This is a genomic window from Streptomyces sp. NPDC020362 (genome assembly GCF_040642095.1).
Lineage (GTDB): Bacteria > Actinomycetota > Actinomycetes > Streptomycetales > Streptomycetaceae > Streptomyces.
This window is the reverse complement of record NZ_JBFAET010000008.1, coordinates 93,763-113,478: the sequence shown is the minus strand read 5'-3', so window position 1 is coordinate 113,478 and position 19,716 is coordinate 93,763. Positions and strand designations below refer to the sequence as shown.

At 70.9% G+C, this 19,716-nt stretch carries 23 protein-coding genes, 4 tRNA genes and 1 pseudogene; 8 read left to right on the top strand and 20 right to left on the bottom strand.

All coding sequences use genetic code 11. The features are described 5' to 3' along the window. Window positions 1–35: 35 nt before the first annotated feature. The 6 genes from rplA to AB0H32_RS06205 all read right to left on the bottom strand — a co-directional run bounded on the left by rplA (window position 36) and on the right by AB0H32_RS06205 (window position 3,329). Window positions 36–761 carry a 50S ribosomal protein L1 gene (gene rplA, locus AB0H32_RS06230; RefSeq protein WP_361115020.1) on the bottom strand — a complete coding sequence of 242 codons (726 nt, stop codon included), beginning with the start codon at window positions 759–761 and terminating at the stop codon, window positions 36–38. A 97-nt stretch (window positions 762–858) separates the two neighbouring features. After that, a complete protein-coding gene (gene rplK, locus AB0H32_RS06225; RefSeq protein ID WP_023547415.1) occupies window positions 859–1,293 on the bottom strand; it encodes a 50S ribosomal protein L11 in 435 nt (144 codons plus the stop codon). 133 nt (window positions 1,294–1,426) lie between these two features. Next, window positions 1,427–1,825 carry a hypothetical protein gene (locus tag AB0H32_RS06220; protein ID WP_361115017.1) on the bottom strand — a complete coding sequence of 133 codons (399 nt, stop codon included), beginning with the start codon at window positions 1,823–1,825 and terminating at the stop codon, window positions 1,427–1,429. A gap of 80 nt (window positions 1,826–1,905) precedes the next feature. Beyond that, complete coding sequence (nusG, locus tag AB0H32_RS06215) at window positions 1,906–2,781, bottom strand: transcription termination/antitermination protein NusG (RefSeq protein WP_361115013.1); 876 nt, start codon at window positions 2,779–2,781, stop codon at window positions 1,906–1,908. 80 nt (window positions 2,782–2,861) lie between these two features. Then, window positions 2,862–3,149: a preprotein translocase subunit SecE gene (gene secE / locus AB0H32_RS06210; protein ID WP_361115010.1), complete on the bottom strand. Its 288-nt coding sequence runs from the start codon at window positions 3,147–3,149 to the stop codon at window positions 2,862–2,864. A gap of 107 nt (window positions 3,150–3,256) precedes the next feature. After that, window positions 3,257–3,329: transfer RNA gene (locus AB0H32_RS06205), tRNA-Trp, on the bottom strand. A 261-nt stretch (window positions 3,330–3,590) separates the two neighbouring features. On the opposite strand from AB0H32_RS06205, the gene AB0H32_RS06200 reads away from it, so the two are divergent. Then, window positions 3,591–4,817 carry a pyridoxal phosphate-dependent aminotransferase gene (locus tag AB0H32_RS06200; RefSeq protein WP_361115007.1) on the top strand — a complete coding sequence of 409 codons (1,227 nt, stop codon included), beginning with the start codon at window positions 3,591–3,593 and terminating at the stop codon, window positions 4,815–4,817. A 142-nt stretch (window positions 4,818–4,959) separates the two neighbouring features. After that, entirely contained in the window at window positions 4,960–6,000 is a 1,041-nt protein-coding gene (locus AB0H32_RS06195; RefSeq protein WP_361115004.1) for an adenosine deaminase, read from the top strand. Here the strand turns inward: AB0H32_RS06195 and AB0H32_RS06190 are convergent. Next, window positions 5,945–6,655, bottom strand: a complete 711-nt coding sequence (locus AB0H32_RS06190; protein WP_361115001.1) for a hypothetical protein — start codon at window positions 6,653–6,655, stop codon at window positions 5,945–5,947. The genes AB0H32_RS06195 and AB0H32_RS06190 overlap by 56 nt on opposite strands. Before the next feature lie 24 nt (window positions 6,656–6,679). Further along, the gene (locus tag AB0H32_RS06185) at window positions 6,680–7,309 is read right to left on the bottom strand and encodes a TetR/AcrR family transcriptional regulator (RefSeq protein ID WP_361114998.1); all 630 of its coding nucleotides are present in this window, start codon (window positions 7,307–7,309) and stop codon (window positions 6,680–6,682) included. 102 nt (window positions 7,310–7,411) lie between these two features. Between AB0H32_RS06185 and AB0H32_RS06180 the strand changes: the two genes are divergently transcribed. Continuing rightward, the gene (locus tag AB0H32_RS06180) at window positions 7,412–8,044 is read left to right on the top strand and encodes an NAD(P)H-binding protein (protein WP_361114995.1); all 633 of its coding nucleotides are present in this window, start codon (window positions 7,412–7,414) and stop codon (window positions 8,042–8,044) included. A 10-nt stretch (window positions 8,045–8,054) separates the two neighbouring features. Here the strand turns inward: AB0H32_RS06180 and AB0H32_RS06175 are convergent, their stop codons facing one another. The 8 genes from AB0H32_RS06175 to AB0H32_RS06140 form a co-directional block, all read right to left on the bottom strand. Further along, window positions 8,055–9,110: a UDP-N-acetylmuramate dehydrogenase gene (locus AB0H32_RS06175; protein WP_361114992.1), complete on the bottom strand. Its 1,056-nt coding sequence runs from the start codon at window positions 9,108–9,110 to the stop codon at window positions 8,055–8,057. Window positions 9,111–9,395: 285 nt separating this feature from the next. Beyond that, window positions 9,396–10,853, bottom strand: coding sequence for a DHA2 family efflux MFS transporter permease subunit (locus AB0H32_RS06170; RefSeq protein WP_361114989.1), 1,458 nt, complete (start codon window positions 10,851–10,853; stop codon window positions 9,396–9,398). A gap of 102 nt (window positions 10,854–10,955) precedes the next feature. After that, window positions 10,956–11,525, bottom strand: a complete 570-nt coding sequence (locus AB0H32_RS06165) for a TetR/AcrR family transcriptional regulator (protein ID WP_361114987.1) — start codon at window positions 11,523–11,525, stop codon at window positions 10,956–10,958. A gap of 130 nt (window positions 11,526–11,655) precedes the next feature. Continuing rightward, entirely contained in the window at window positions 11,656–12,084 is a 429-nt protein-coding gene (locus tag AB0H32_RS06160) for a MaoC family dehydratase (protein ID WP_361114984.1), read from the bottom strand. A gap of 7 nt (window positions 12,085–12,091) precedes the next feature. Then, window positions 12,092–12,544 carry a MaoC family dehydratase N-terminal domain-containing protein gene (locus AB0H32_RS06155; RefSeq protein WP_361114981.1) on the bottom strand — a complete coding sequence of 151 codons (453 nt, stop codon included), beginning with the start codon at window positions 12,542–12,544 and terminating at the stop codon, window positions 12,092–12,094. Between the two features lie 123 nt (window positions 12,545–12,667). Beyond that, the gene (gene rpmG / locus AB0H32_RS06150) at window positions 12,668–12,832 is read right to left on the bottom strand and encodes a 50S ribosomal protein L33 (RefSeq protein WP_361114979.1); all 165 of its coding nucleotides are present in this window, start codon (window positions 12,830–12,832) and stop codon (window positions 12,668–12,670) included. A 90-nt stretch (window positions 12,833–12,922) separates the two neighbouring features. Beyond that, window positions 12,923–12,995: transfer RNA gene (locus tag AB0H32_RS06145), tRNA-Met, on the bottom strand. Between the two features lie 44 nt (window positions 12,996–13,039). Continuing rightward, a tRNA-Thr gene (locus AB0H32_RS06140) sits at window positions 13,040–13,112 on the bottom strand. 355 nt (window positions 13,113–13,467) lie between these two features. Between AB0H32_RS06140 and AB0H32_RS06135 the strand changes: the two genes are divergently transcribed. Both AB0H32_RS06135 and AB0H32_RS06130 read left to right on the top strand, forming a co-directional pair. Next, the gene (locus tag AB0H32_RS06135; RefSeq protein WP_361114976.1) at window positions 13,468–14,736 is read left to right on the top strand and encodes an amidohydrolase family protein; all 1,269 of its coding nucleotides are present in this window, start codon (window positions 13,468–13,470) and stop codon (window positions 14,734–14,736) included. A gap of 260 nt (window positions 14,737–14,996) precedes the next feature. Continuing rightward, window positions 14,997–15,653 (top strand): NAD(P)H-binding protein, encoded by a 657-nt coding sequence (locus AB0H32_RS06130; RefSeq protein ID WP_361114973.1) that lies wholly within the window; start codon window positions 14,997–14,999, stop codon window positions 15,651–15,653. Between the two features lie 24 nt (window positions 15,654–15,677). Here the strand turns inward: AB0H32_RS06130 and AB0H32_RS06125 are convergent, their stop codons facing one another. After that, entirely contained in the window at window positions 15,678–15,890 is a 213-nt protein-coding gene (locus AB0H32_RS06125; protein WP_361114970.1) for a hypothetical protein, read from the bottom strand. An 87-nt stretch (window positions 15,891–15,977) separates the two neighbouring features. Further along, window positions 15,978–16,059, bottom strand: a tRNA-Tyr gene (locus tag AB0H32_RS06120). Between the two features lie 214 nt (window positions 16,060–16,273). On the opposite strand from AB0H32_RS06120, the gene AB0H32_RS06115 reads away from it, so the two are divergent. After that, window positions 16,274–16,762 (top strand): YajQ family cyclic di-GMP-binding protein, encoded by a 489-nt coding sequence (locus tag AB0H32_RS06115; protein ID WP_361114968.1) that lies wholly within the window; start codon window positions 16,274–16,276, stop codon window positions 16,760–16,762. Between the two features lie 111 nt (window positions 16,763–16,873). Here AB0H32_RS06115 and AB0H32_RS06110 read toward each other — a convergent pair whose 3' ends face one another. Next, a complete protein-coding gene (locus AB0H32_RS06110; RefSeq protein ID WP_361114965.1) occupies window positions 16,874–17,140 on the bottom strand; it encodes a GlsB/YeaQ/YmgE family stress response membrane protein in 267 nt (88 codons plus the stop codon). 155 nt (window positions 17,141–17,295) lie between these two features. Here AB0H32_RS06110 and AB0H32_RS06105 point away from each other — a divergent pair, with 155 nt between their 5' ends. Then, entirely contained in the window at window positions 17,296–18,564 is a 1,269-nt protein-coding gene (locus AB0H32_RS06105; RefSeq protein WP_361114962.1) for an amino acid permease, read from the top strand. A gap of 187 nt (window positions 18,565–18,751) precedes the next feature. On the opposite strand, the pseudogene AB0H32_RS06100 reads toward AB0H32_RS06105, so the two are convergent. Further along, window positions 18,752–19,042, bottom strand: a pseudogene (locus AB0H32_RS06100) (YccF domain-containing protein); the annotation flags it as partial. Between the two features lie 117 nt (window positions 19,043–19,159). On the opposite strand from AB0H32_RS06100, the gene AB0H32_RS06095 reads away from it, so the two are divergent. Continuing rightward, a complete protein-coding gene (locus tag AB0H32_RS06095; protein WP_361114959.1) occupies window positions 19,160–19,561 on the top strand; it encodes a YccF domain-containing protein in 402 nt (133 codons plus the stop codon). Window positions 19,562–19,716: the final 155 nt, after the last annotated feature.

The following is a 19,716-nucleotide window of genomic DNA, read 5'->3' as shown; positions in this document are numbered from 1 at the left end:
CGTGCCTGACGCGGCTACCGGGGTGAGCGCGGGGCTCAGACGGCGGCCGGGTCCTCCTCGACGAGGAGGTTGCGCGTGCGGTTCGAGTCGACCGGAATGCCGGGGCCCATCGTGGTGCTGATGGCGGCCTTCTTGATGTAGCGACCCTTGGCGGCGGACGGCTTCAGACGGAGGATCTCCTCCAGCGCGGCGCCGTAGTTCTCCACCAGCTTGGTGTCGTCGAACGACACCTTGCCGATGATGAAGTGCAGGTTCGAGTGCTTGTCGACGCGGAACTCGATCTTGCCGCCCTTGATGTCGGTGACGGCCTTGGCCACGTCGGGGGTGACGGTGCCGGTCTTCGGGTTCGGCATCAGACCACGCGGGCCGAGGACGCGGCCGAGGCGGCCGACCTTGCCCATGAGGTCCGGGGTGGCGACGACGGCGTCGAAGTCCAGACGGCCCTTCGCAACCTCGTCGATCAGTTCGTCGGAGCCGACGATGTCGGCGCCCGCGGCCTCTGCGGCCGCAGCACGGTCACCGGTCGCGAAGACCAGGACCCGGGCGGTCTTGCCGGTGCCGTGCGGCAGGTTCACGGTGCCACGGACCATCTGGTCGGCCTTGCGCGGGTCGACACCCAGACGGAAGGCGACCTCGACGGTGCCGTCGAACTTGGTCGTGGAGGTCTCCTTGGCGAGACGGACGGCCTCGAGCGGGGCGTACAGCTTCTCCCGGTCGACCTTGGCGTCCGCAGCGCGGAGAGCCTTGCTGCGCTTGCTCACAACTGCTCCTGTGTGTTCTGAAAGGAGTCGTGGTACGGGCCGAGCAGGCCCTGCCACGTGCGACCGGCTACGGCCGCATGACTGCTGGGGGTGGGGTTCAGCCCTCGACCGTGACGCCCATGGAACGCGCGGTACCGGCGATGATCTTCGCGGCGGCGTCCAGGTCGTTCGCGTTCAGGTCGGGCATCTTGGTCTGGGCGATCTCGCGGACCTGCGCCTCGGTGATCTTGGCGACCTTGGTCTTGTGCGGCTCGCCGGAGCCCTTCTCGATGCCCGCGGCCTTGAGGATCATCTTCGCGGCCGGCGGCGTCTTGGTGACGAAGGTGAAGGAACGGTCCTCGTAGACCGTGATCTCCACCGGGATGACCCAACCGCGCTGCGACTCGGTCGCGGCGTTGTAGGCCTTGCAGAACTCCATGATGTTGACGCCGTGCTGACCCAGCGCGGGGCCGACCGGCGGGGCCGGGTTGGCGGCGCCGGCCTGGATCTGGAGCTTGATGAGCCCCGTGACCTTCTTCTTCTTGGGAGGCATGCTCTCTCCGGGTCCTTACTGAGAGGTTGATTGCCATCCACGCCGTCGACCTGCGCCCATCGGGGCAAGATCTCGCAGATGGCATACCGCACAACGATAGCCGCTGTCGCCTCAAGACAAGAAATCGGCCTGGTCAGGGGGACGGCGCGGGGTCTTCGGGCCGTCGGTCGCGCAGCACGTACGCGGCTCCGGCCAGCACGACGAGCACGGTCGCCGCGCCCGGCACGGCAAGCAGTGTGGCGACGCTCTTCCGGCCGGTGTCGTCGGCGAGCGCGACCTGCTCCGGCTCGCCGGGCGCGTGGAGTACGTCCACGGTGTCACCCTCGGCGAGGCCACGCGCGCGCGTGCCGAAGGGAAGGCCGGCCGTCAGCTCCTCGCCCGCCACGGAGAACGTCACGCTGCAGCCGCCCAGGAAGCAGGCCCCGTCGTGGAACGTGGCCCTGGCCGGCTCCGCGCCCCGTACCTCGGTCCGCAGCCAGGCCGCCGGGAGGAAGACCACGTACGTCAGCACCAGCAGCGCCAGTGCGGCCACGGCGCCGAGGACCGCGGGCCGGACACGGCGAGAGCGCCCCGGCCCGGTCCTCACCGGCGGGGCGCCCTCGGCGTGTGTGCTCAGTTCTTCTGGATCTGGTCGAAGGAGAGCTCGACCGGCGTCTCGCGGCCGAAGATCTCCACCAGGCCCTTGACCTTCTTGGAGTCCGCGTTGATCTCGTTGATGGTCGCCTGGAGCGTGGCGAACGGGCCGTCGGTGACGGTGACCGAGTCGCCGACCTCGAAGTCCAGCACCTGGACCTCGACCTTGCGCTGCGGGGCGGGCTTGCCCTCGGCCTCGGCGGCCTCGCGGGCGGCCTTCTCCTCCGCCTCCGGGGCGAGCATCTTGACGATCTCGTCCAGGGTCAGCGGGTAGGGGTCGTAGGCGTTGCCGACGAACCCGGTGACGCCCGGGGTGTTGCGGACGACGCCCCAGGACTCGTTGGTCAGGTCCATACGGACCAGGACGTAACCCGGCAGCTTGTTCTGCTTGATCGTCTTGCGGTCGCCGTTCTTGATCTGGACGACCTCTTCCTGCGGCACCTCGGCCTGGAAGATGTAGTCCTCGACGTTCAGCGAGACGGCGCGCTGCTCCAGGTTGGTCTTCACGCGGTTCTCGTAACCGGCGTAGGTGTGGATGACGTACCACTCGCCGGGCAGGGAACGCAGTTCCTCGCGCAGGGCCTCGACCGGGTCGACGGGCTCGGCGGCCTCTTCCTCGGCGGGCTCTTCCTCCGCGGCTTCTTCGGCTTCGTCGGCCGGGATGACGGGCTCGGCGTCCGAGACGTCCTCGCCCTCCTCATCCTCGACGTGCAGCGCGCTCTCCTCGGCGGGCACGCCCGACTCGGCCTCGGCAGCCTCGAACTCGTCCTGCTCGTCCGCGCCCTCGACGATGTCGAGCTCGTCGTCCACCGTCTCGTCCGGCTCGATGGCGTCGTTCAGGTTCGGGTCAGACACGATGGCTGCTTCTTCCTGGATACATAGGGGTGGAACATGCGAAAACGGGCGCCGGTACCACGGCGCCCTTCGCTCTTGGCTCAGCCGAAGACGTACTTGGCCGCGTGGTTGAGCCCATAGTCAATCACGGTCACCAGGGCGATCATGATCGCGACGAAGAAGATCACCACAGTGGTGTACGACGTCAGCTGGTTGCGCGAGGGCCAGACGACCTTGCGGAGCTCCGCGACGATCTGGCGGTAGAAGATGGCGAGGCGCTTCAGCGGGCCCTTCTTGGCACGCTTGCCGCCCTTACGGGCCTTCTTCTTGGACTCGGACAGCTCGTCCTGAGCATCAGGCGTGTCGATGGAGCCCACGGCGTCCGTCATTCGTCCTCACCTGATCCCGGGTCGTGGCCGTGCCGCGCCCGGTTCCTGAGCCGCACGGCGGTGCATTGCTGTACGTACATGCGCACACATCCTGGCGGTGTGTGTAGCAGGGCCGGAGGGACTTGAACCCCCAACCGCCGGTTTTGGAGACCGGTGCTCTACCAATTGAGCTACGACCCTTTGGTGTGTCCCCCAACGTACCGCATCCGGCCGGGTGCTCGGTGTGCACCGGCTGAGTTGCGGCTGCTGAAGGCCAACGAGGTGAGAGTGTACGTGGTCCGCGGCCCGGCGTCGAACAGAAAGTGCCTGTCCGGGGCATGGGCGCAGAAGATCGTCCTGGCCGGAGGCCGGATTCGGACCCCTGTTCACGGCTCGCCCCCTGGCTGTTCAGTCTGTGAAACCCGCGTGCCGGGGACATTTCCTGTCTGAAACCATGGCCCCATGAGCGCTGCAACCCCTCCCACCGAGCGCCGGGTCTCCGCCCGAGTCGGCGCGATCTCCGAGTCCGCCACCCTCGCCGTGGACGCCAAGGCCAAGGCCCTGAAGGCCGCCGGGCGTCCGGTGATCGGCTTCGGCGCCGGTGAGCCCGACTTCCCGACTCCGGACTACATCGTCGAGGCCGCGATCGAGGCCTGCAAGAACCCGAAGTACCACCGCTACACCCCGGCCGGCGGTCTGCCCGAGCTGAAGGCCGCGATCGCCGCGAAGACGCTGCGCGACTCCGGCTGGGAGCCCGACGCCTCCCAGATCCTCGTCACCAACGGCGGCAAGCAGGCCATCTACGAGGCGTTCGCCGCGATCCTCGACCCGGGCGACGAGGTCATCGTCCCCGCGCCGTACTGGACGACGTACCCGGAGTCGATCCGCCTGGCCGGCGGGGTCCCGGTGGAGGTCGTCGCCGACGAGACGACCGGCTACCGCGTCTCGGTCGAGCAGCTGGAGGCGGCGCGCACGGAAAAGACGAAGGTCGTGCTCTTCGTCTCCCCGTCCAACCCGACCGGCGCCGTCTACAGCCGGGAGGAGGCCGAGGCGATCGGCCGCTGGGCCGTCGAGCACGGCCTGTGGGTCCTCACGGACGAGATCTACGAGCACCTCGTCTACGGCGACGCACAGTTCACCTCGCTGCCGGCGCTCCTGCCCGAGCTGCGCGACAAGTGCATCGTGGTCAACGGTGTGGCGAAGACGTACGCCATGACCGGCTGGCGCGTGGGCTGGGTCATCGGCCCGAAGGACGTCGTCAAGGCAGCGACCAACCTGCAGTCGCACGCCACCTCGAACGTCTCGAACGTGGCCCAGGTGGCCGCGCTGGCCGCCGTCTCCGGCGACCTGGAGGCCGTCGCGAAGATGCGTGAGGCGTTCGACCGCCGCCGTAAGACGATCGTGCGGATGCTCAACGAGATCGACGGCGTGCTCTGCCCGGAGCCCGAGGGCGCCTTCTACGCCTACCCGTCGGTCAAGGGGCTGCTCGGCAAGGAGATCCGCGGCAAGCGCCCGCAGGACACCGTCGAGCTGGCCGCGCTGATCCTGGAGGAGGCCGAGGTCGCGGTCGTCCCGGGCGAGGCCTTCGGCACCCCGGGCTATCTGCGGCTGTCGTACGCACTCGGTGACGAGGATCTCGTCGAGGGCGTGAGCCGGATGCAGAAGCTGCTGGCGGAGGCACGGGACTGAGGTCCCTTCCGCTCCAGGTCACTTTCACGCGCGCGTGCGGGCCGTCCTCCCTGCGGGGAGGCGGCCCGTTCGCGCGTGCGAGCAAGGCCACGTTCGGGGAAAGTGCTACCGGGGCGGCTGGGACGTGCGGCAGGATCCTGGGATGGAGCGTGTACGTGACCTCTCTGAGCTGCCGAAAGCCCATCTGCACCTGCACTTCACCGGCTCGATGCGGCCGGGAACCGTCCTGGAGCTGGCCGACAAGTACGGCGTGCGCCTGCCCGAGACGCTGACCGAGGCACTGACCAGCGGCGAGCCACCGAGGCTGCGCGCGACGGACGAGCGCGGCTGGTTCCGCTTCCAGCGGCTGTACGACGCGGCGCGCTCCTGCCTGAGGCAGCCGGAGGACATCCAGCGGCTGGTCCGGGAGGCCGCCGAGGAGGACCTGAGGGACGGCTCGGGCTGGCTGGAGATCCAGGTCGACCCGACGTCGTACGCACCCCGGCTGGGCGGGCTGATCCCGGCCCTGGAGATCATCCTGGACGCGGTGGACACGGCGGTGCGGGAGACCGGGCTCGGGATGCGGGTCCTGGTGGCGGCGAACCGTATGAAGCACCCTTTGGACGCGCGCACGCTGGCCCGGCTCGCGGTGCGGTACGCCGACCGGGGCGTGGTCGGCTTCGGGCTGTCGAACGACGAACGGCGGGGCATGGCGCGGGACTTCGACCGCGCCTTCGCCATCGCACGCGACGGCGGCCTCCTGTCCGCCCCGCACGGCGGCGAGCTGACCGGCCCGGCGTCGGTGCGGGACTGCCTGGACGACCTGCACGCCTGCCGGATCGGCCACGGCGTGCGGGCGGCGGAGGACCCGCGGCTGCTGAAGCGGCTGGCCGACCGTGGGGTGACCTGCGAGGTGTGCCCGGCGTCGAACGTGGCCCTCGGCGTGTACGAGAAGCCGGAGGACGTACCGCTGCGCGCCTTCTTCGAGGCGGGCGTCCCGATGGCACTGGGCGCCGACGACCCGCTGCTCTTCGGTTCGCGGCTGGCCGCCCAGTACGAGATCGCCCGCCACCACCACGGCTTCACGGACAGCGAGCTGGCGGAACTGGCCCGCCAGTCGATCCGGGGCTCCGCGGCGCCGGAGGACGTCAGGGCGCGGCTGCTGGCCGGCGTGGACGAGTGGCTGACGCGCCCGGCCGACTGACCTGGGCGTACGGCGACGGGGAGGGCTTGAAGCAGATCAGGACCTCGACGGGATGCCCGCCGCCGGGCGGCTGGACGAGCTCCGGAAGCGCCGCCATCAGCGCCGAGTGGCCCTGGGCGACGCGCTTGTGGTGCGGACCCCACCCTGCGGCGCCGGCGAGGCGGGTGGCGGTCTCGGCGAAGACACCCCGGTTGCCGAACAGGAAGAACGTGCGGGCGTGGGTGGCGTGCCGCAGCCGTTCCCGGCACTCGAACCGGTCCATCCGCTGGCGCCAGGCGGCGGCGTCCCGCGCGGTGCGCGCCTCGTCGGTGCCGGCGGTCACCGGGGTGCCCCGGCGCAGTTTCCGGCGCAGCTCGGGCCACCGGCTGGGGCGCAGCCCGAGTGTGTGGTGGGCCAGGACGAGGTCGACCCGCTCGCCCCGGCCCTCGTCGGGCGGGATCCCGTCGCGCAGCGGCACATGGACGATCGTGTGCGGGGAGCAGGCGGCGAAGGAGAACAGGCCCGCGAGCCGGTTCAGCCCGTCGTGATCGCCGAGCAGCAGGCCGATGGGGTCGGGCGCGGTCAGTGACGTGCGGCGCAGGGGCTGCCGGGGCTGGACGACACGGTGCTCGTACGGCCCGGTCCCGGGCCTGAATGCGTGCAGCCTCAGCCGCATGCGGGATGCCTCATGACCTCAGGGTCACGGTCGGCCGTCCTCCTGCGCAACGGAGATTCCCGGGGCGATCCCGCCCAGCAGGGTCCGGGTGAGCCGGGCGGCGAATGCGTCCACGGGCGGCGGTGCACCGGTCTCGGTGGCGTCGTAGGCGAACGCGCGCTGGGCGCAGGCGCCGAGGAGGAGCGAGGCGGCCGCGAAGGTGTCGGCGTCCTCGCGGACACGGCCGGCGTCCTGCTCGGCGCGCAGGTAGGCGTCCAGGCTCTCGATCGGCGCGTGCGGCCCGGAGCCGATCTTCCGCAGCGCCTCGTAGTGCCGGCGCTTGAGCTGCGTCTCGGCGTACAGGGAGGCCGCGATCGGGAAGCTCTGCTCGTAGAAGAGGGCTGCCTGGCGGGCGATCTCGGTGAGGTTCTCCTCCAGGGTTCCCCGTCCCGGCTCGGCCTCCAGGCTGCTCAGCAGGGGGGTGAGCCGGGGCAGGCGCTCGGTGAGCACCCGGACGAACAGATCCTCCTTGCTGTCGAAGTACTTGTAGAGCGCCGCCTCGGAGCAGCCGGCCGCCCTGGCGATCTCCTTGGTGGTGGCTCGGGCAAGTCCGACGGTGAGCATCAGCTCGTGGGCGGCGTCGAGGATGCGGACACGCGCCGGCTTCGTCTCCATGGGGCGTCCATTTCGGGCTTGACGAGTGGGTGAGTGCTTACCCACTCTAGGGGCAGCGGAGGTGAGTAAGTACTCACCCACCAGGGGAACAGGGGAATCACCATGAAGCTCACCGTTTTCGGGGCCACCGGCGGGATCGGCCGGGAGATCGTCCGCCAGGCCCTGGACGCCGGTCACGAGGTCACGGCCGTGGTGCGGGACCCGGCCCGGTTCACCGTCACCGGCGACCGGCTGGACGTCGTACGCTCCGCGCTCGCCGGCCCCGAGGAGCTGCACTCCGCCGTCCGTGGCCGGGACGCGGTGCTGTCCGGCCTGGGCGCGCGCAGCCGCAAGGACGCCGGGGTGGCCGCCCGGCTCACGCGCGCGGTCCTCGGCGCCATGGAGGCGGAGGGCGTACGGCGGCTGCTGGTGGTGAGCGCCGGCCCGGTCGGACCGGCGCCCGAGGACGACGGCCTCCTGGACCGCGGGATGCGGGGCCTGGTGTCGGCGATTCTCAAGGACGTGTACGCCGACCTGCGGGAGATGGAGGCCGAGCTGGCACGCAGCGGCACGGACTGGACGTCCGTGCGGCCGCCGCGCCTGCAGGACAAGCCGCTCACCGGCCGCTACCGCACGGTCGTCGGCGGCTTTCCGCGAGGGGGCCGGTTCATCGCGCGCGCGGACGTCGCCCACGCGATGCTGGCGATGATCGACGACGCGGGGACGGTGAAGCAGGGGGTGGGCGTGGCCTACTGAGCCGGTGCGGCTACAGGCTCACGCCGACCGTGACCGGCTCGTTGACCAGCGTGATCCCGAAGGCCTCGCGGACCCCGGCGACCACCTCGCGGGCGAGGGCCAGCAGGTCCTCGGTGCTGGCGGCGCCCCGGTTGGTGAGGGCGAGGGTGTGCTTGGTGGAGATACGGGCGGGCCCGGTGCCGTACCCCTTGGTGAAGCCCGCCCTGTCGATCAGCCAGGCGGCCGAGGTCTTGGTGTGCCCCTCCCCCGCGGAGTACGCGGGCGGCTCGACGCCGTCGCCCAACCGCTCCCGCACGCGCGCGTGGAAGGCGGCGAACTGCTCGTCGGTGAGGATCGGGTTGGTGAAGAAGGATCCGGCGGACCAGGTGTCGTGGTCCTCGGGGTCGAGGACCATGCCCTTTCCGGCCCGCAGCTTCAGCACGGTCTCGAGGGCTGCGTCGAGCGGCGCCCTCCCGCCCGGCTCCACGCCGAGCGCGCGGGCGGCCTCGGCGTACTTGACCGGCGCCGACAGCCCGTGCGCGTCCTCCAGTTCGAAGCGGACACGCAGCACGACGTAGCGCTCGGGGTCGGCCTTGAAGCGGCTGTGCCGGTACGAGAAGGCGCACTCCTCGTTGGTCAGCGCGACGGTCTCTCCGGCCCGGCGGTCGTACGCGATCACCTCGGTGATCGTCGACGAGACCTCCTGGCCGTAGGCGCCCACGTTCTGGATCGGGGTGGCGCCCGCGGAGCCGGGAATCCCGGCCAGGCATTCGATCCCGGCGAGTCCTGCCTCGACGGTGCGGGCCACGGCGTCCGTCCACACCTCGCCGGCCGCCAGCTCCAGCGTGGTGCCGCGCAGTTCGACGCCGCGGGTGGCGATGCGCAGGGCGGTCCCGTCGAAGCCCTTGTCGCCGATGACCAGGTTCGACCCGCCGCCGATGACCAGCAGCGGTGTCCCGGTGTCGTCGGCGTCGCGGACGGCGGCGATCACCTCGGCGTCGGTCGTCGCGGTGACGAGCCGGGTGGCGGGGCCGCCCAGCCGGAACGTGGTCAGCGGGGCGAGGGGGGCGTCGTGGAGTTCCTGCACGCGCCCAAGACTACGAGACGCCGCAGACAGCACGGCGAGGCGGCACGGGAGCCGGCCCCCGCGACCGTGACCTGGACGGGCACGCACGTACGGGTCCCGGCGACCGTGACCTCTACGAGCACGCACGCGTACGGGCCCCGGCAACCGTGACCTCGACAAGCACGCACGCGTACGGGCCCCGGCAACCGTGACCTTGCCGGGCACGCACGCGTAAGGCCCCGTCGGCGGGGACGGGGCCGTACGCGCGTGTGCCGGACGCGTGCGCCCGGTGGGCGCCGCGGGAGCTCAGAGAGCCGCTGTCTCCAGGACCGGCGCGGGCTCGGTCGCGGCGGCGTCCTGGGCGGTCCTGCGCCGGGCCGGGATCAGCAGGGCCGCGAGCCCGGCGAGGGCGACCACCCCTGAGCCGACGACCAGAGCGGGCCGCAGACCGTCCACGAAGTTCTGCGCGCTCGCGTAGCCGCCCTGCGCGGAGAAGATCGACGACATGACCGCGATGCCGAGCGCGCCGCCCACCTCGCGCAGCGCGTTGTTGGCGCCGGAGGCGATGCCCTGCTCCGCGGGCAGCACGCTGGACATGACCAGGTTGGAGGCCGGCGCGAAGAACAGAGCCATGCCGATGCCGCTGATGATCAGGCCGGGCAGCTGGGTCGCGTAGGAGACGTCCGCGGTGACCACCGAGGCCATGTAGCCGAGGCCGGCGGCCTGCAGGAACAGTCCGGTGGCGACGACCGGGCGGCCGCCGATGCGGTCGGAGAGGATGCCGGCGATCGGCGCGACGAGCATCGGCATGCCGGTCCAGGGGAGCATCCTCAGGCCCGCCTCGGTGGGCGAGTAGCCGAGCACGCCCTGCATGTACTGGCTGAGCAGGAAGATCGAGCCGAACATCCCGAGGAACATCAGGAGGCTCGCGGCGTTGATCCCGGAGAAGGCACGGGAGCGGAACAGCCGCATGGGCAGCATCGGGTTCTTGCTGCGCACGCCGTGGTGCACGAAGCCGGCGAGCAGCGCGCTGCCCGCGATCAGGCCGGTCAGGACGAGGGAGCCGGTCCAGCCGTCGACCGGGCCGCGCACCAGTCCGTACACGATGCCGAAGAGCCCGCCGCTGACGAGCAGGGTCCCGGGGAGGTCGAGCCGGGCGCCGGCGCCGTAGGACTCGGCCAGGCGCAGACGGGCGAGCGGCAGCAGGGCGACGCCGAGCGGGACGTTCAGCCAGAAGATCCAGTGCCAGGAGATGTGCTCGGTGAGGCTGCCCCCGATGAGCGGCCCGGAGGCGACGGCGAGCCCGTTGACCGCGCCCCAGATGCCGTACGCCATACCGCGCCTGGCGGCGGGCACGGCCGCGGTCAGCAGGGTGAGCGTCAGCGGCATCATCACGGCCGCGCCGACGCCCTGGACCGCGCGGGCGGCGATCAGGGAGCCGATGCCGGGGGCCATGGCCGCGGCGGCGGAGGCGCCCGTGAAGACGGTGAGTCCGGCGAGGAAGAGCCGCCGGCGCCCGAAGCGGTCGCCGAGCGCGGCACCGAACATCAGCAGGACGGCGAAGGTGAGCGTGTAGGCGCTCACCGTCCACTCCAGGTCGTCCAGCGCGCCGCCGAGGTCCTTGCGGATGGAGGGCAGGGCAGTGGTGACGACGAGGTTGTCGAGGGCCGCCATGAACCCGGCGACGCTGGTGATGACGAGGGCCCAGACGGCGCCCCCGCGTGATGCCGTGGTGCCTGGTGCTGCGGTCTGCTGCTGTGACATCTCTCCCCCAGAGGGTGCTGAACGATCACTCATTAGTTATTACTTACTAACTTTCACGCCCACGAAAGACGCAGTGCCGTCCTCCGGGCGCACCGCTTTCCGCTACTTCTCCAGCCGGCCCGTGGTCCCGGCCTCCGGATACATCCCCTCCCAGACCCGGTGCTCGGGCGGGAATCCCATGGCAGCAAGGGTGTTGATGAGCATCCCGTACGCCAGGAAGGTCGTCGTCTCACCCGGGTCCGCCCCGAGGGGCAGATGCACGGTGTCCCAGATCCTCATCCAGCCGGCCCGTACGGCCTCGCCGAACGCGTGGTCCCCCTCCGCCTCTGCCGCCGCGACGGTGATGTACGTCTGCATCTGCATCTGGAGCAGCTCGGGCTTCTCCTGGATCAGCTCCACGTACGCCTGCGCCATCGCGCGCAGCGCCTCCTCGCCCTCCAGCCCCTTCGACGCCTCCTCGAAGAGATGGCACATCTCGTCGATGCAGCGCAGTGCGGCGGCGGCGAAGATCGCCTTCTTGCCGGGGAAGAGCCGGAAGAGGTACGGCTGCGAGACTCCGACCCGCTTGGCGATCGCATCGGTGGAGGTGCCGTAGTAGCCCCTCTGCGCGAACTCCGACATCGCCGCACGGATGACGCTCTCGCGCCGCTCTTCTGCACTCATCCTGGACACACCATGAAGTTAGTACTCAATCACTAACTTGGCAAGTAGGTTCTGCGGAAAGGGCTTCCGCGTGGAGGTACGCGTAAGGGGCGCCCAGCCATGGAGGACGCCCCTTACCGCAACAGGTTCGCTCAGGCCGTCAGGCCAGCCGGACGACCGCCCGGGACATGCCCAGCACCTTCTGGCCGCCGCTCTTCGCGGTCAGGTCCACGCGCACGGTGTTGTCGTCGAGCTTGGCCGCGACCTTGCCGCTGACCTCGATCTCCGCGCCGGTCTCGTCGTTCGGGACGACGACCGGCCTGGTGAAGCGGACGCCGTACTCGACGATCGCACCCGGGTCCCCGGTCCAGTCGGTGACCACGCGGATCGCCTCGGCCATGGTGAACATGCCGTGCGCGATGACGTCCGGGAGGCCCACCTCCTTGGCGAACTTCTCGTTCCAGTGGATCGGATTGAAGTCCCCGGAGGCGCCCGCGTACCGCACCAGGGTGTCGCGGGTCACGGGAAAGGTCTGCGTCGGCAGCTCGGTGCCGACCTCGACGTCGTCGTACGCGATCTTCGCCGTCATCGCTTCCTCAGCCCTCCTCGGCCGCACGGGCCACGAGCTTGGTCCATGCGGTCACCACGTGCTCGCCCGCCTCGTCGTGCACCTCGCCGCGGACGTCCAGGATGTCGTTGCCCGCCATGGACTTGATCGCCTCGATGGTGGACGTCACCGTGAGCCGGTCACCCGCGCGCACCGGGCGGCTGTAGACGAACTTCTGGTCGCCGTGGACCACGCGGTCGTAGTCGAGGCCGAGCTGCGAGTCGCGGACGACCTGTCCGGCGTCCCGGAAGGTGATGGAGAACACGAAGGTCGGCGGGGCGATCACATCGGGGTGACCGAACGCCTTGGCGGCCTCGGGGTCCGTGTAGACCGGATTGCTCTCCCCGACCGCCTCGGCGAACTCGCGGATCTTCTCCCGGCCCACCTCGTAGGGCGCGGTGGGCGGATAGGTCCGTCCCACGAAGGACTGGTCGAGCGCCATGGCCCGGCACCTCCTGGTCTCGGCGGCATGCCTGCTCTCAGCAGCGTTTCTGCTCTCAGCAGTGTGTGAAACGACGTGAGGCCGCCCCCAACCTGCGGGGGCGGCCTCACGAACGAGCCTGATTTATCGCGTTTCGCGGTGCGCGGTGTGCGCCTTGCAACGCGGGCAGTGCTTCTTCATCTCAAGACGATCCGGGTTGTTACGCCGGTTCTTCCTGGTGATGTAGTTCCGCTCCTTGCACTCCACGCAGGCCAGCGTGATCTTCGGGCGGACGTCGGTGGCAGCCACGTGAGTGCTCCTAAGACGAACGGATGGACTAATTCAACGCAAGAAAGAGTAGCCGATCGAAGGACCGACCCCGCAATCGGCTACTTTCAGTAGCGGTGACCGGACTTGAACCGGTGACACAGCGATTATGAGCCGCTTGCTCTACCGACTGAGCTACACCGCTTTGATGAGATCGGCCCCGCCTTGCGGCGGAACCTCCCACACCAGAGCCCCAAAACGGAATCGAACCGTTGACCTTCTCCTTACCATGGAGACGCTCTGCCGACTGAGCTATTGGGGCGAGCGATGAAGACATTACACGGTCCCGCACCGTTCACCCAAATCCGTATCCGGGCACCGGGCGCAGGCCCCTGCACGCCTCTCCCGGCGGTCTCGCAAGCCCCGCAGGACGCACTCACGCGCGCGTGAGCGACCCGGGCCGAGCGCTTCTCCACGGCCGGCGCACGGGGGTTCACGGCCGGCGCCCGGGGGTTCCTCCAAGGGCGGACCACACCGGTACGACTATTGCGCTCCTCCGCGCCCTGCAGGGCTCGCCACCCTAGGCTCGACTCACTCTGCGTGATCTTGAGACCACAGCGGCCTTGAGCCCCTCACGCGGCCCTGCCCCGAGCCCCCGGCCCGAGCCCTGGAGTCCGATGCCCGACAGTCAGCCGCAGCCGCCTCCGTCGTCGTCGAACCCGTGGGGGTCCTCCGGCCACCCGGCCCCGGCCCCGCTGCTGCTGTGCGGGGCGCGGCTCACCGACGGCAGGACCGTGGACGTACGGCTGGGCGGCGGGCGCATCGAGGCGGTCGGCACGGCCGGAAGCCTGGCACCGGGTCCGGCCCGGGCGGGCGCCACACGCGTGGACCTCAGCGGCTATCTGCTCCTGCCGGCCCCGGCCGAACCGCACGCCCACAGCGACACCGCACTCTCCGCCGAGTATCCGGGACCGGTGTCGTACGCCCCCGACGACGTCCAGCGCCGGGCCACCGAGGCGGCCCTGCTCCAGCTCGGGCACGGTGCGACGGCGGCACGCGCGCACGTGCGCGTGGGCGATGTCCAGGGCCTGGGCGCGCTCGGCGCCGTACTGCAGGCCCGCCGCTCGCTGCGCGGGCTCGCGGAGCTGACCACGGTGGCCATGCCGCGCCTGCTGACCGGGGCCGCCGGGGCCGACGGGCTCGTGATGCTGCGGGACGCGGTGAAGATGGGCGCCTCCGTGGTGGGCGGCTGCCCGGACCTGGACCCGGATCCGACGGGCTATGTGGAGGCCGTCCTGGAGATGGCCTCCGAGCACGGCTGCCCGGTGGACCTGCACACGGACGCCGCCGACCCGGCCCGGCTCTCCCGGCTCGCCGCCATGGCGGGCGGCCTGCGCCCCGGCGTGACCATCGGCCCGTGCGCCGGTCTGGCGCGCCTGCCCGACGAGGCTGTCTCCCGGCTCGCGGACCAGCTCGCGGCAGCCGGTGTGACGGTGGTGTGCCTGCCGCAGGGCGGCTGCGGGAGCGCCGAGCGGCGGGGGACGGCCCCGGTACGGCTGCTGCGCACGGCCGGGGTACGGGTGGCGGCCGGCAGCGGTGCCCTGCGGGACGTCTCGAACCCCGTCGGCCGCGGCGACCCCCTCGAGGCGGCCTACCTCCTCGCCTCCGCCCACGGCCTGCGCCCCGAGGCCGCGTACGAAGCGGTGAGCACCTCGGCCCGCGCGGCCCTCGGCCTCCCCGAGGTACGCGTGGAGGCCGGATTTCCCGCCGAACTCCTGGCCGTACGCGGCGACCGCCTGGCCGGCACCCTCTCCCTGGCCTACAGCCGCATCGTGGTCCACCGGGGGCGCGTGGTGGCCCGCACGAGCGCGGTCCGCGAGTACTGCAATTCGGCGGCAGCGGCGGAACTGGGGCTGCCACGGCAGGGGCGGGGCGAGTTGTCATGACGGGGCGTGCGGTCCGGGCGGCGGGCCCCAGGACCGGGCGGCAGCCCCCGGACCGCACGCGGCCCGCGGCACAGCCTCACGGCCCGCACTCCGGCGCACGCTCGACATCACCACCCCACACCACCCCATGCGACCCCACACCTCACCGCCCCACACAGCCCCGCGACACCCCACACCCCACCCCTCACCCTCGCCACGCTCCCCCAACCCACCCCGAACTGGTACGGCGGATGCGGCTCTTCGGGCGTACGGTCGGAATCATGCGCATTGTCATCGCTGGTGGTCATGGTCAGATCGCGTTGCGGCTGGAGCGGCTGCTCTCCGCGCGCGGGGACGAGGTCGCGGGGATCATCCGCAACCCCGAGCAGGGCGACGAGCTGCGGGCGGCCGGCGCGGAGCCGGTCCTGCTCGACCTGGAGTTCGCCTCGGTGGAAGGGGTCGCGGCACACCTGCAGGGCGCGGACGCCGCGGTCTTCGCGGCCGGTGCGGGCCCGGGCAGCGGTACTGCCCGCAAGGAGACGGTGGACAAGGCCGCGGCGGTCCTGTTCGCGGAAGCGGCCGTCCGTGCGCGCGTGCGCCGTTTCGTGGTCGTCTCCTCGATGGGCGCGGACCCCGCCCACCAGGGTGACGACGTCTTCGACGTGTACCTGCGCGCCAAGGGCGAGGCCGACACGTACGTCACCCGCCAGGACGCGCTCGACTGGACGATCCTGCGGCCCGGTGCGCTGACGGACGAGCCCGGTACCGGCCAGGTCCGCCTGGAGGCGCACACCGGGCGCGGTCCGATCCCGCGGGACGACGTGGCGGCCGTACTGGCAGAGCTGGTGGACACCTCGGCGACGGCCGGTCTGACGCTGGAGCTGATCGGGGGATCGACGCCCGTGTCGGTCGCCGTGAAGTCGGTCGCGGGGAACTGAGCCCGGCCACCGGCCGTTCACCCGTCAGAACAGAGGCAGCTGCCCGGGAAAGTCCGGCACGGCGTACCCGTCCAACGCCGGCTGGACCGCCCCGAGTTGTGCCTGCTGCCGGGATCCTGTGCAGGAGACGAGTTCCCCGTTCTCGCGCGCTCCGGGCGGGTCGTGCCGTGCGAAGCGCCCCGCGACGACAGCGATTTCGCGGCGACAGACGGGACAGGTTCTACGGCGGGAGGACATGCCGCCAGTGTGCCCCGCGCGGGGCACAGCCCATACGAAGAGACCCCCTCCACTGCGTCTCCGCAGTGGAGGGGGTCTTCCCCAGTGTGGCGGCGCCAGGATTCGAACCTGGGAAGGCTGAGCCGGCAGATTTACAGTCTGCTCCCTTTGGCCGCTCGGGCACACCGCCGGGGTTTGCTGCCGTCGAGTCCACCTTTCGGCGGCGCTCCCTGGCAACGACGTAAACAATACCCGATGCCGAGGGGTGCTTCGCCACCCGATTGATCTCCACCCCTCGGGTCGCGAGATGGCTAGGCTGGGGCGGATGCGGCCCGGTGGCATGCCGGGCTCGGCGGCCGCCGCCACGCACCCGATTCGCACCCCGATACAAGGAGCCACAGGACATGGCCGACTCCAGTTTCGACATCGTCTCGAAGGTCGAGCGGCAGGAGGTCGACAACGCCCTCAACCAGGCCGCCAAGGAGATCTCCCAGCGCTACGACTTCAAGGGCGTGGGTGCCTCGATCTCGTGGTCCGGTGACAAGATCCTCATGGAGGCGAACTCCGAGGACCGGGTCAACGCGGTCCTCGACGTCTTCCAGTCCAAGCTCATCAAGCGCGGCATCTCGCTGAAGGCGCTGGAAGCGGGCGAGCCCCAGCTCTCCGGCAAGGAGTACAAGATCTTCGCGTCGATCCAGGAGGGCATCTCCCAGGAGAACGCGAAGAAGGTGGCGAAGATCATCCGCGACGAGGGTCCGAAGGGCGTGAAGGCCCAGGTCCAGGGTGAGGAGCTGCGGGTCACCTCCAAGAGCCGCGACGACCTGCAGGCCGTGATCGCCCTCCTCAAGGGCAAGGACTTCGACTTCGCGCTGCAGTTCGTGAACTACCGGTAGGACTCCGGCGGCGCGCCGGCAGGACCCGGACAGAAAGGGTGGGCACCCCCGGGTGCCCACCCTTCGGTCGTTGTCGACCGGTCGCGCTTCGGTCGCCGTCGGCCGGTCGCCTCAGTTGCGTGAATTGCCGAACAGGAGGCGGTAGGCGATCAGCAGGACGAGCGAGCCGCCGATGGCGGCGGCCCAGGTCGCGCCGTCGTAGAAATTCTTGGTGATCGGGTGGTCCAGCCAGCGGGCCGAGATCCAGCCGCCTATGAACGCGCCCGCGATGCCGATGAGGGTCGTGCCGATGAAGCCGCCCGGGTCACGGCCCGGCAGCAGGACCTTGGCGATGGCTCCGGCCAGGAGCCCCAGGGTGATCCAACCGATGATCGTCATGCCGTGAACCTGCCCTCCTGCGCTGTACCCGCGCTGTCCGGCCCTTGAGAATCCGGTGAGGATCGGCTGTACGTCGCGCGCGTGTGCGTGCTGTGTCGAAGAAGAGGACGCCACGGGTCCTCCACCCGGTTGCGGTGCTCAGTAGGGTGCGGCGCATGACACCAACCGGTACCGGCCTGCGCCGCAGCCTGGGCGTACGGGACGCAGTGGTCGTCGGCCTCGGCTCGATGGTCGGCGCCGGCGTCTTCTCCGCCCTGGGGCCGGCCGCGCACGCCGCCGGGACGGGGCTGCTGCTGGGGCTGGCCGTCGCGGCCGTGGTGGCCTACTGCAACGCCATGTCCTCGGCCCGGCTGGCCGCACGCTATCCGGCGTCCGGCGGGACGTACGTGTACGGCAGGGAGCGGCTGGGCCCGTTCTGGGGGTATCTCGCCGGCTGGTCCTTCGTGGTCGGAAAGACGGCTTCCTGCGCGGCCATGGCGCTGACCGTGGGGGCGTACGTGTGGCCGGGGCAGGCGCACGCGGTGGCGGTGGCGGCCGTGGTGGCCCTGACCGCCGTGAACTACGGCGGCATCCAGAAGTCGGCGTGGCTGACGCGGGTGATCGTGGCCGTGGTGCTGGCCGTCCTCGCGTCCGTGGTGGTCGTGTGCCTGACCTCCGGGCAGGCCGATGCCGGGCGGCTCGGGATCGGGCTTCCCTCGGGTGTGGGCGGGGTGCTTCAGGCGGCCGGTCTGCTGTTCTTCGCGTTCGCCGGGTACGCACGGATCGCGACCCTGGGCGAGGAGGTGCGGGAGCCCGAGCGCACCATTCCGCGGGCCATCCCGCTGGCCCTCGGCATCGCTCTGGTCGTGTACGTGTGCGTGGCCGTGGCCGTTCTCGCCGTCCTCGGCGCGGACCGGCTGGGGCAGGCGGCGGCGCCGCTGGCCGACGCGGTGCGGGCGGCCGGGGTGCCGGGCCTTGCGCCTGTGGTGCGGGCGGGGGCGGCGGTGGCCGCCCTGGGGTCGCTCCTCGCGCTGATCCTCGGGGTGTCCCGCACGACGCTCGCCATGGCCCGTGACGGCCATCTGCCCGGCGCGCTGGCCGCCGTGCACCCGCGGTTCCAGGTTCCGCACCGGGCGGAGCTGGCCGTGGGCGCGGTGGTGGCCGTTGTGGCCGCCACGGTGGACCTGCGGGGCGCGATCGGCTTCTCCTCGTTCGGCGTGCTGGCCTACTACGCCGTGGCCAACGCCTCCGCCTGGACCCTGAGCCCGGCCCTGGCGGCACGAGTGGTACCGGTGTTGGGGCTGCTGGGCTGCGCGACGCTGGCGTTCGCCCTTCCGGCGATCTCGGTCGCCGCGGGGGCGGCCGTCCTGGTCGTCGGGGTACTGGCGTACGGCGTACGGCGGTGGTGGGCGGGACGCGGCGCGGACGGGTCGCCGCGCCCCTAGCCTCCGACGTTCCCGGTGTCCAACGTTCCCGGCGCCGCCGTTCCTGCCCTCCGACGTGCCCGGTGTCCAACGTTCCCGGCGCCGCCGTTCCTGCCCTCCGACGTTCCCGGTGTCCAACGTTCCCGGCGCCGCCGTTCCTGCCCTCCGGCGTGCCGAGCCTCCGGCGTACGGAGCCTCCGACATCCCGTCAGCGGGTCGCGAACGGCTGGTCCGTGGGGACGATCTCGCGGCCCAGCGGCAGCGGGGAGACCGGAGTCCTCTTGAAGTTGGCGATGCCGAACGGAATGCCGGTGATCGTCAGGCACAGGGCGATACCGGTGGTGACGTGGGCGAGCGCCGGCCACCAGCCGGCCGGCACCAGCCAGAGCACGTTGCCGATGCAGGAGGGCGCACCCGCGTCCCGGCGCTCGACCGTGGTGCACCCGAAGAGCCACAGGGCGTGGACACCGACACGGAAGGCGGCGATGCCGAAGGGGATCGTCCCCGAACCTTCCTGATCACGCTACAAAGGCGCTCCGGTTCCGCCTGAACACATGATCGGCTGATACTTGTGACAGCAGGCATGCCGACGGAGCGACCTGGAAAGGTACCGATCATGAAGGTGTTCAACCTGCTTCTCAACATCCTGTGGCTCGTCTTCTGCGGCCTCTGGATGGCGATCGGCTACCTGATCGCTGCACTGATCTGCTTCGTCTTGATCATCACCATCCCGTTCGGCATCGCGTCGCTGCGCATCGCCGGCTTCGTGCTGTGGCCGTTCGGCCGGACCACTGTGGAGCGGCCGGACGCCGGGGCCCCCTCGTGCGTCGGCAACGTGATCTGGGTGGTCTTCGCGGGATGGTGGCTGGCGCTGGCCCACCTGATCACGAGCATCCCCCTGTTCCTGTCGATCATCGGGATCCCCTTCGGCTGGGCGAACCTGAAGATGATCCCCATTTCGCTCATGCCTCTGGGGCGTGAGGTTGTCCCCACGGACGAGGCATTCGGCGGACGCTGACGTCGCGGGGGCGAAGAGGTCCTCTTGGGTCGCGGGCCGCTCGCCGACCGGCTGGTCGAGCAGCTCGGTACCCCCGGCCTTCGGCCCGACCGGCAGGAGGCTGCTGCCACTGACGGTCAAGAACGCTGGTCCGACGCCTGTTTCAAGTGGTCACG

Bases quoted from the DNA above. Each gene is read 5' to 3' on its own strand.
- rplK (WP_023547415.1), bottom strand. From the start codon at position 1,293: ATGCCTCCCAAGAAGAAGAAGGTCACGGGGCTCATCAAGCTCCAGATC.
- secE (WP_361115010.1), bottom strand. From the start codon at position 3,149: ATGACGGACGCCGTGGGCTCCATCGACACGCCTGATGCTCAGGACGAG.
- AB0H32_RS06200 (WP_361115007.1), top strand. From the start codon at position 3,591: ATGAGCGCTGCAACCCCTCCCACCGAGCGCCGGGTCTCCGCCCGAGTC.
- AB0H32_RS06195 (WP_361115004.1), top strand. From the start codon at position 4,960: ATGGAGCGTGTACGTGACCTCTCTGAGCTGCCGAAAGCCCATCTGCAC.
- AB0H32_RS06190 (WP_361115001.1), bottom strand. From the start codon at position 6,655: ATGCGGCTGAGGCTGCACGCATTCAGGCCCGGGACCGGGCCGTACGAG.
- AB0H32_RS06185 (WP_361114998.1), bottom strand. From the start codon at position 7,309: ATGGAGACGAAGCCGGCGCGTGTCCGCATCCTCGACGCCGCCCACGAG.
- AB0H32_RS06180 (WP_361114995.1), top strand. From the start codon at position 7,412: ATGAAGCTCACCGTTTTCGGGGCCACCGGCGGGATCGGCCGGGAGATC.
- AB0H32_RS06170 (WP_361114989.1), bottom strand. From the start codon at position 10,853: ATGTCACAGCAGCAGACCGCAGCACCAGGCACCACGGCATCACGCGGG.
- AB0H32_RS06160 (WP_361114984.1), bottom strand. From the start codon at position 12,084: ATGACGGCGAAGATCGCGTACGACGACGTCGAGGTCGGCACCGAGCTG.
- AB0H32_RS06155 (WP_361114981.1), bottom strand. From the start codon at position 12,544: ATGGCGCTCGACCAGTCCTTCGTGGGACGGACCTATCCGCCCACCGCG.
- AB0H32_RS06135 (WP_361114976.1), top strand. From the start codon at position 13,468: ATGCCCGACAGTCAGCCGCAGCCGCCTCCGTCGTCGTCGAACCCGTGG.
- AB0H32_RS06130 (WP_361114973.1), top strand. From the start codon at position 14,997: ATGCGCATTGTCATCGCTGGTGGTCATGGTCAGATCGCGTTGCGGCTG.
- AB0H32_RS06125 (WP_361114970.1), bottom strand. From the start codon at position 15,890: ATGTCCTCCCGCCGTAGAACCTGTCCCGTCTGTCGCCGCGAAATCGCT.
- AB0H32_RS06115 (WP_361114968.1), top strand. From the start codon at position 16,274: ATGGCCGACTCCAGTTTCGACATCGTCTCGAAGGTCGAGCGGCAGGAG.
- AB0H32_RS06110 (WP_361114965.1), bottom strand. From the start codon at position 17,140: ATGACGATCATCGGTTGGATCACCCTGGGGCTCCTGGCCGGAGCCATC.
- AB0H32_RS06105 (WP_361114962.1), top strand. From the start codon at position 17,296: ATGACACCAACCGGTACCGGCCTGCGCCGCAGCCTGGGCGTACGGGAC.
- AB0H32_RS06095 (WP_361114959.1), top strand. From the start codon at position 19,160: ATGAAGGTGTTCAACCTGCTTCTCAACATCCTGTGGCTCGTCTTCTGC.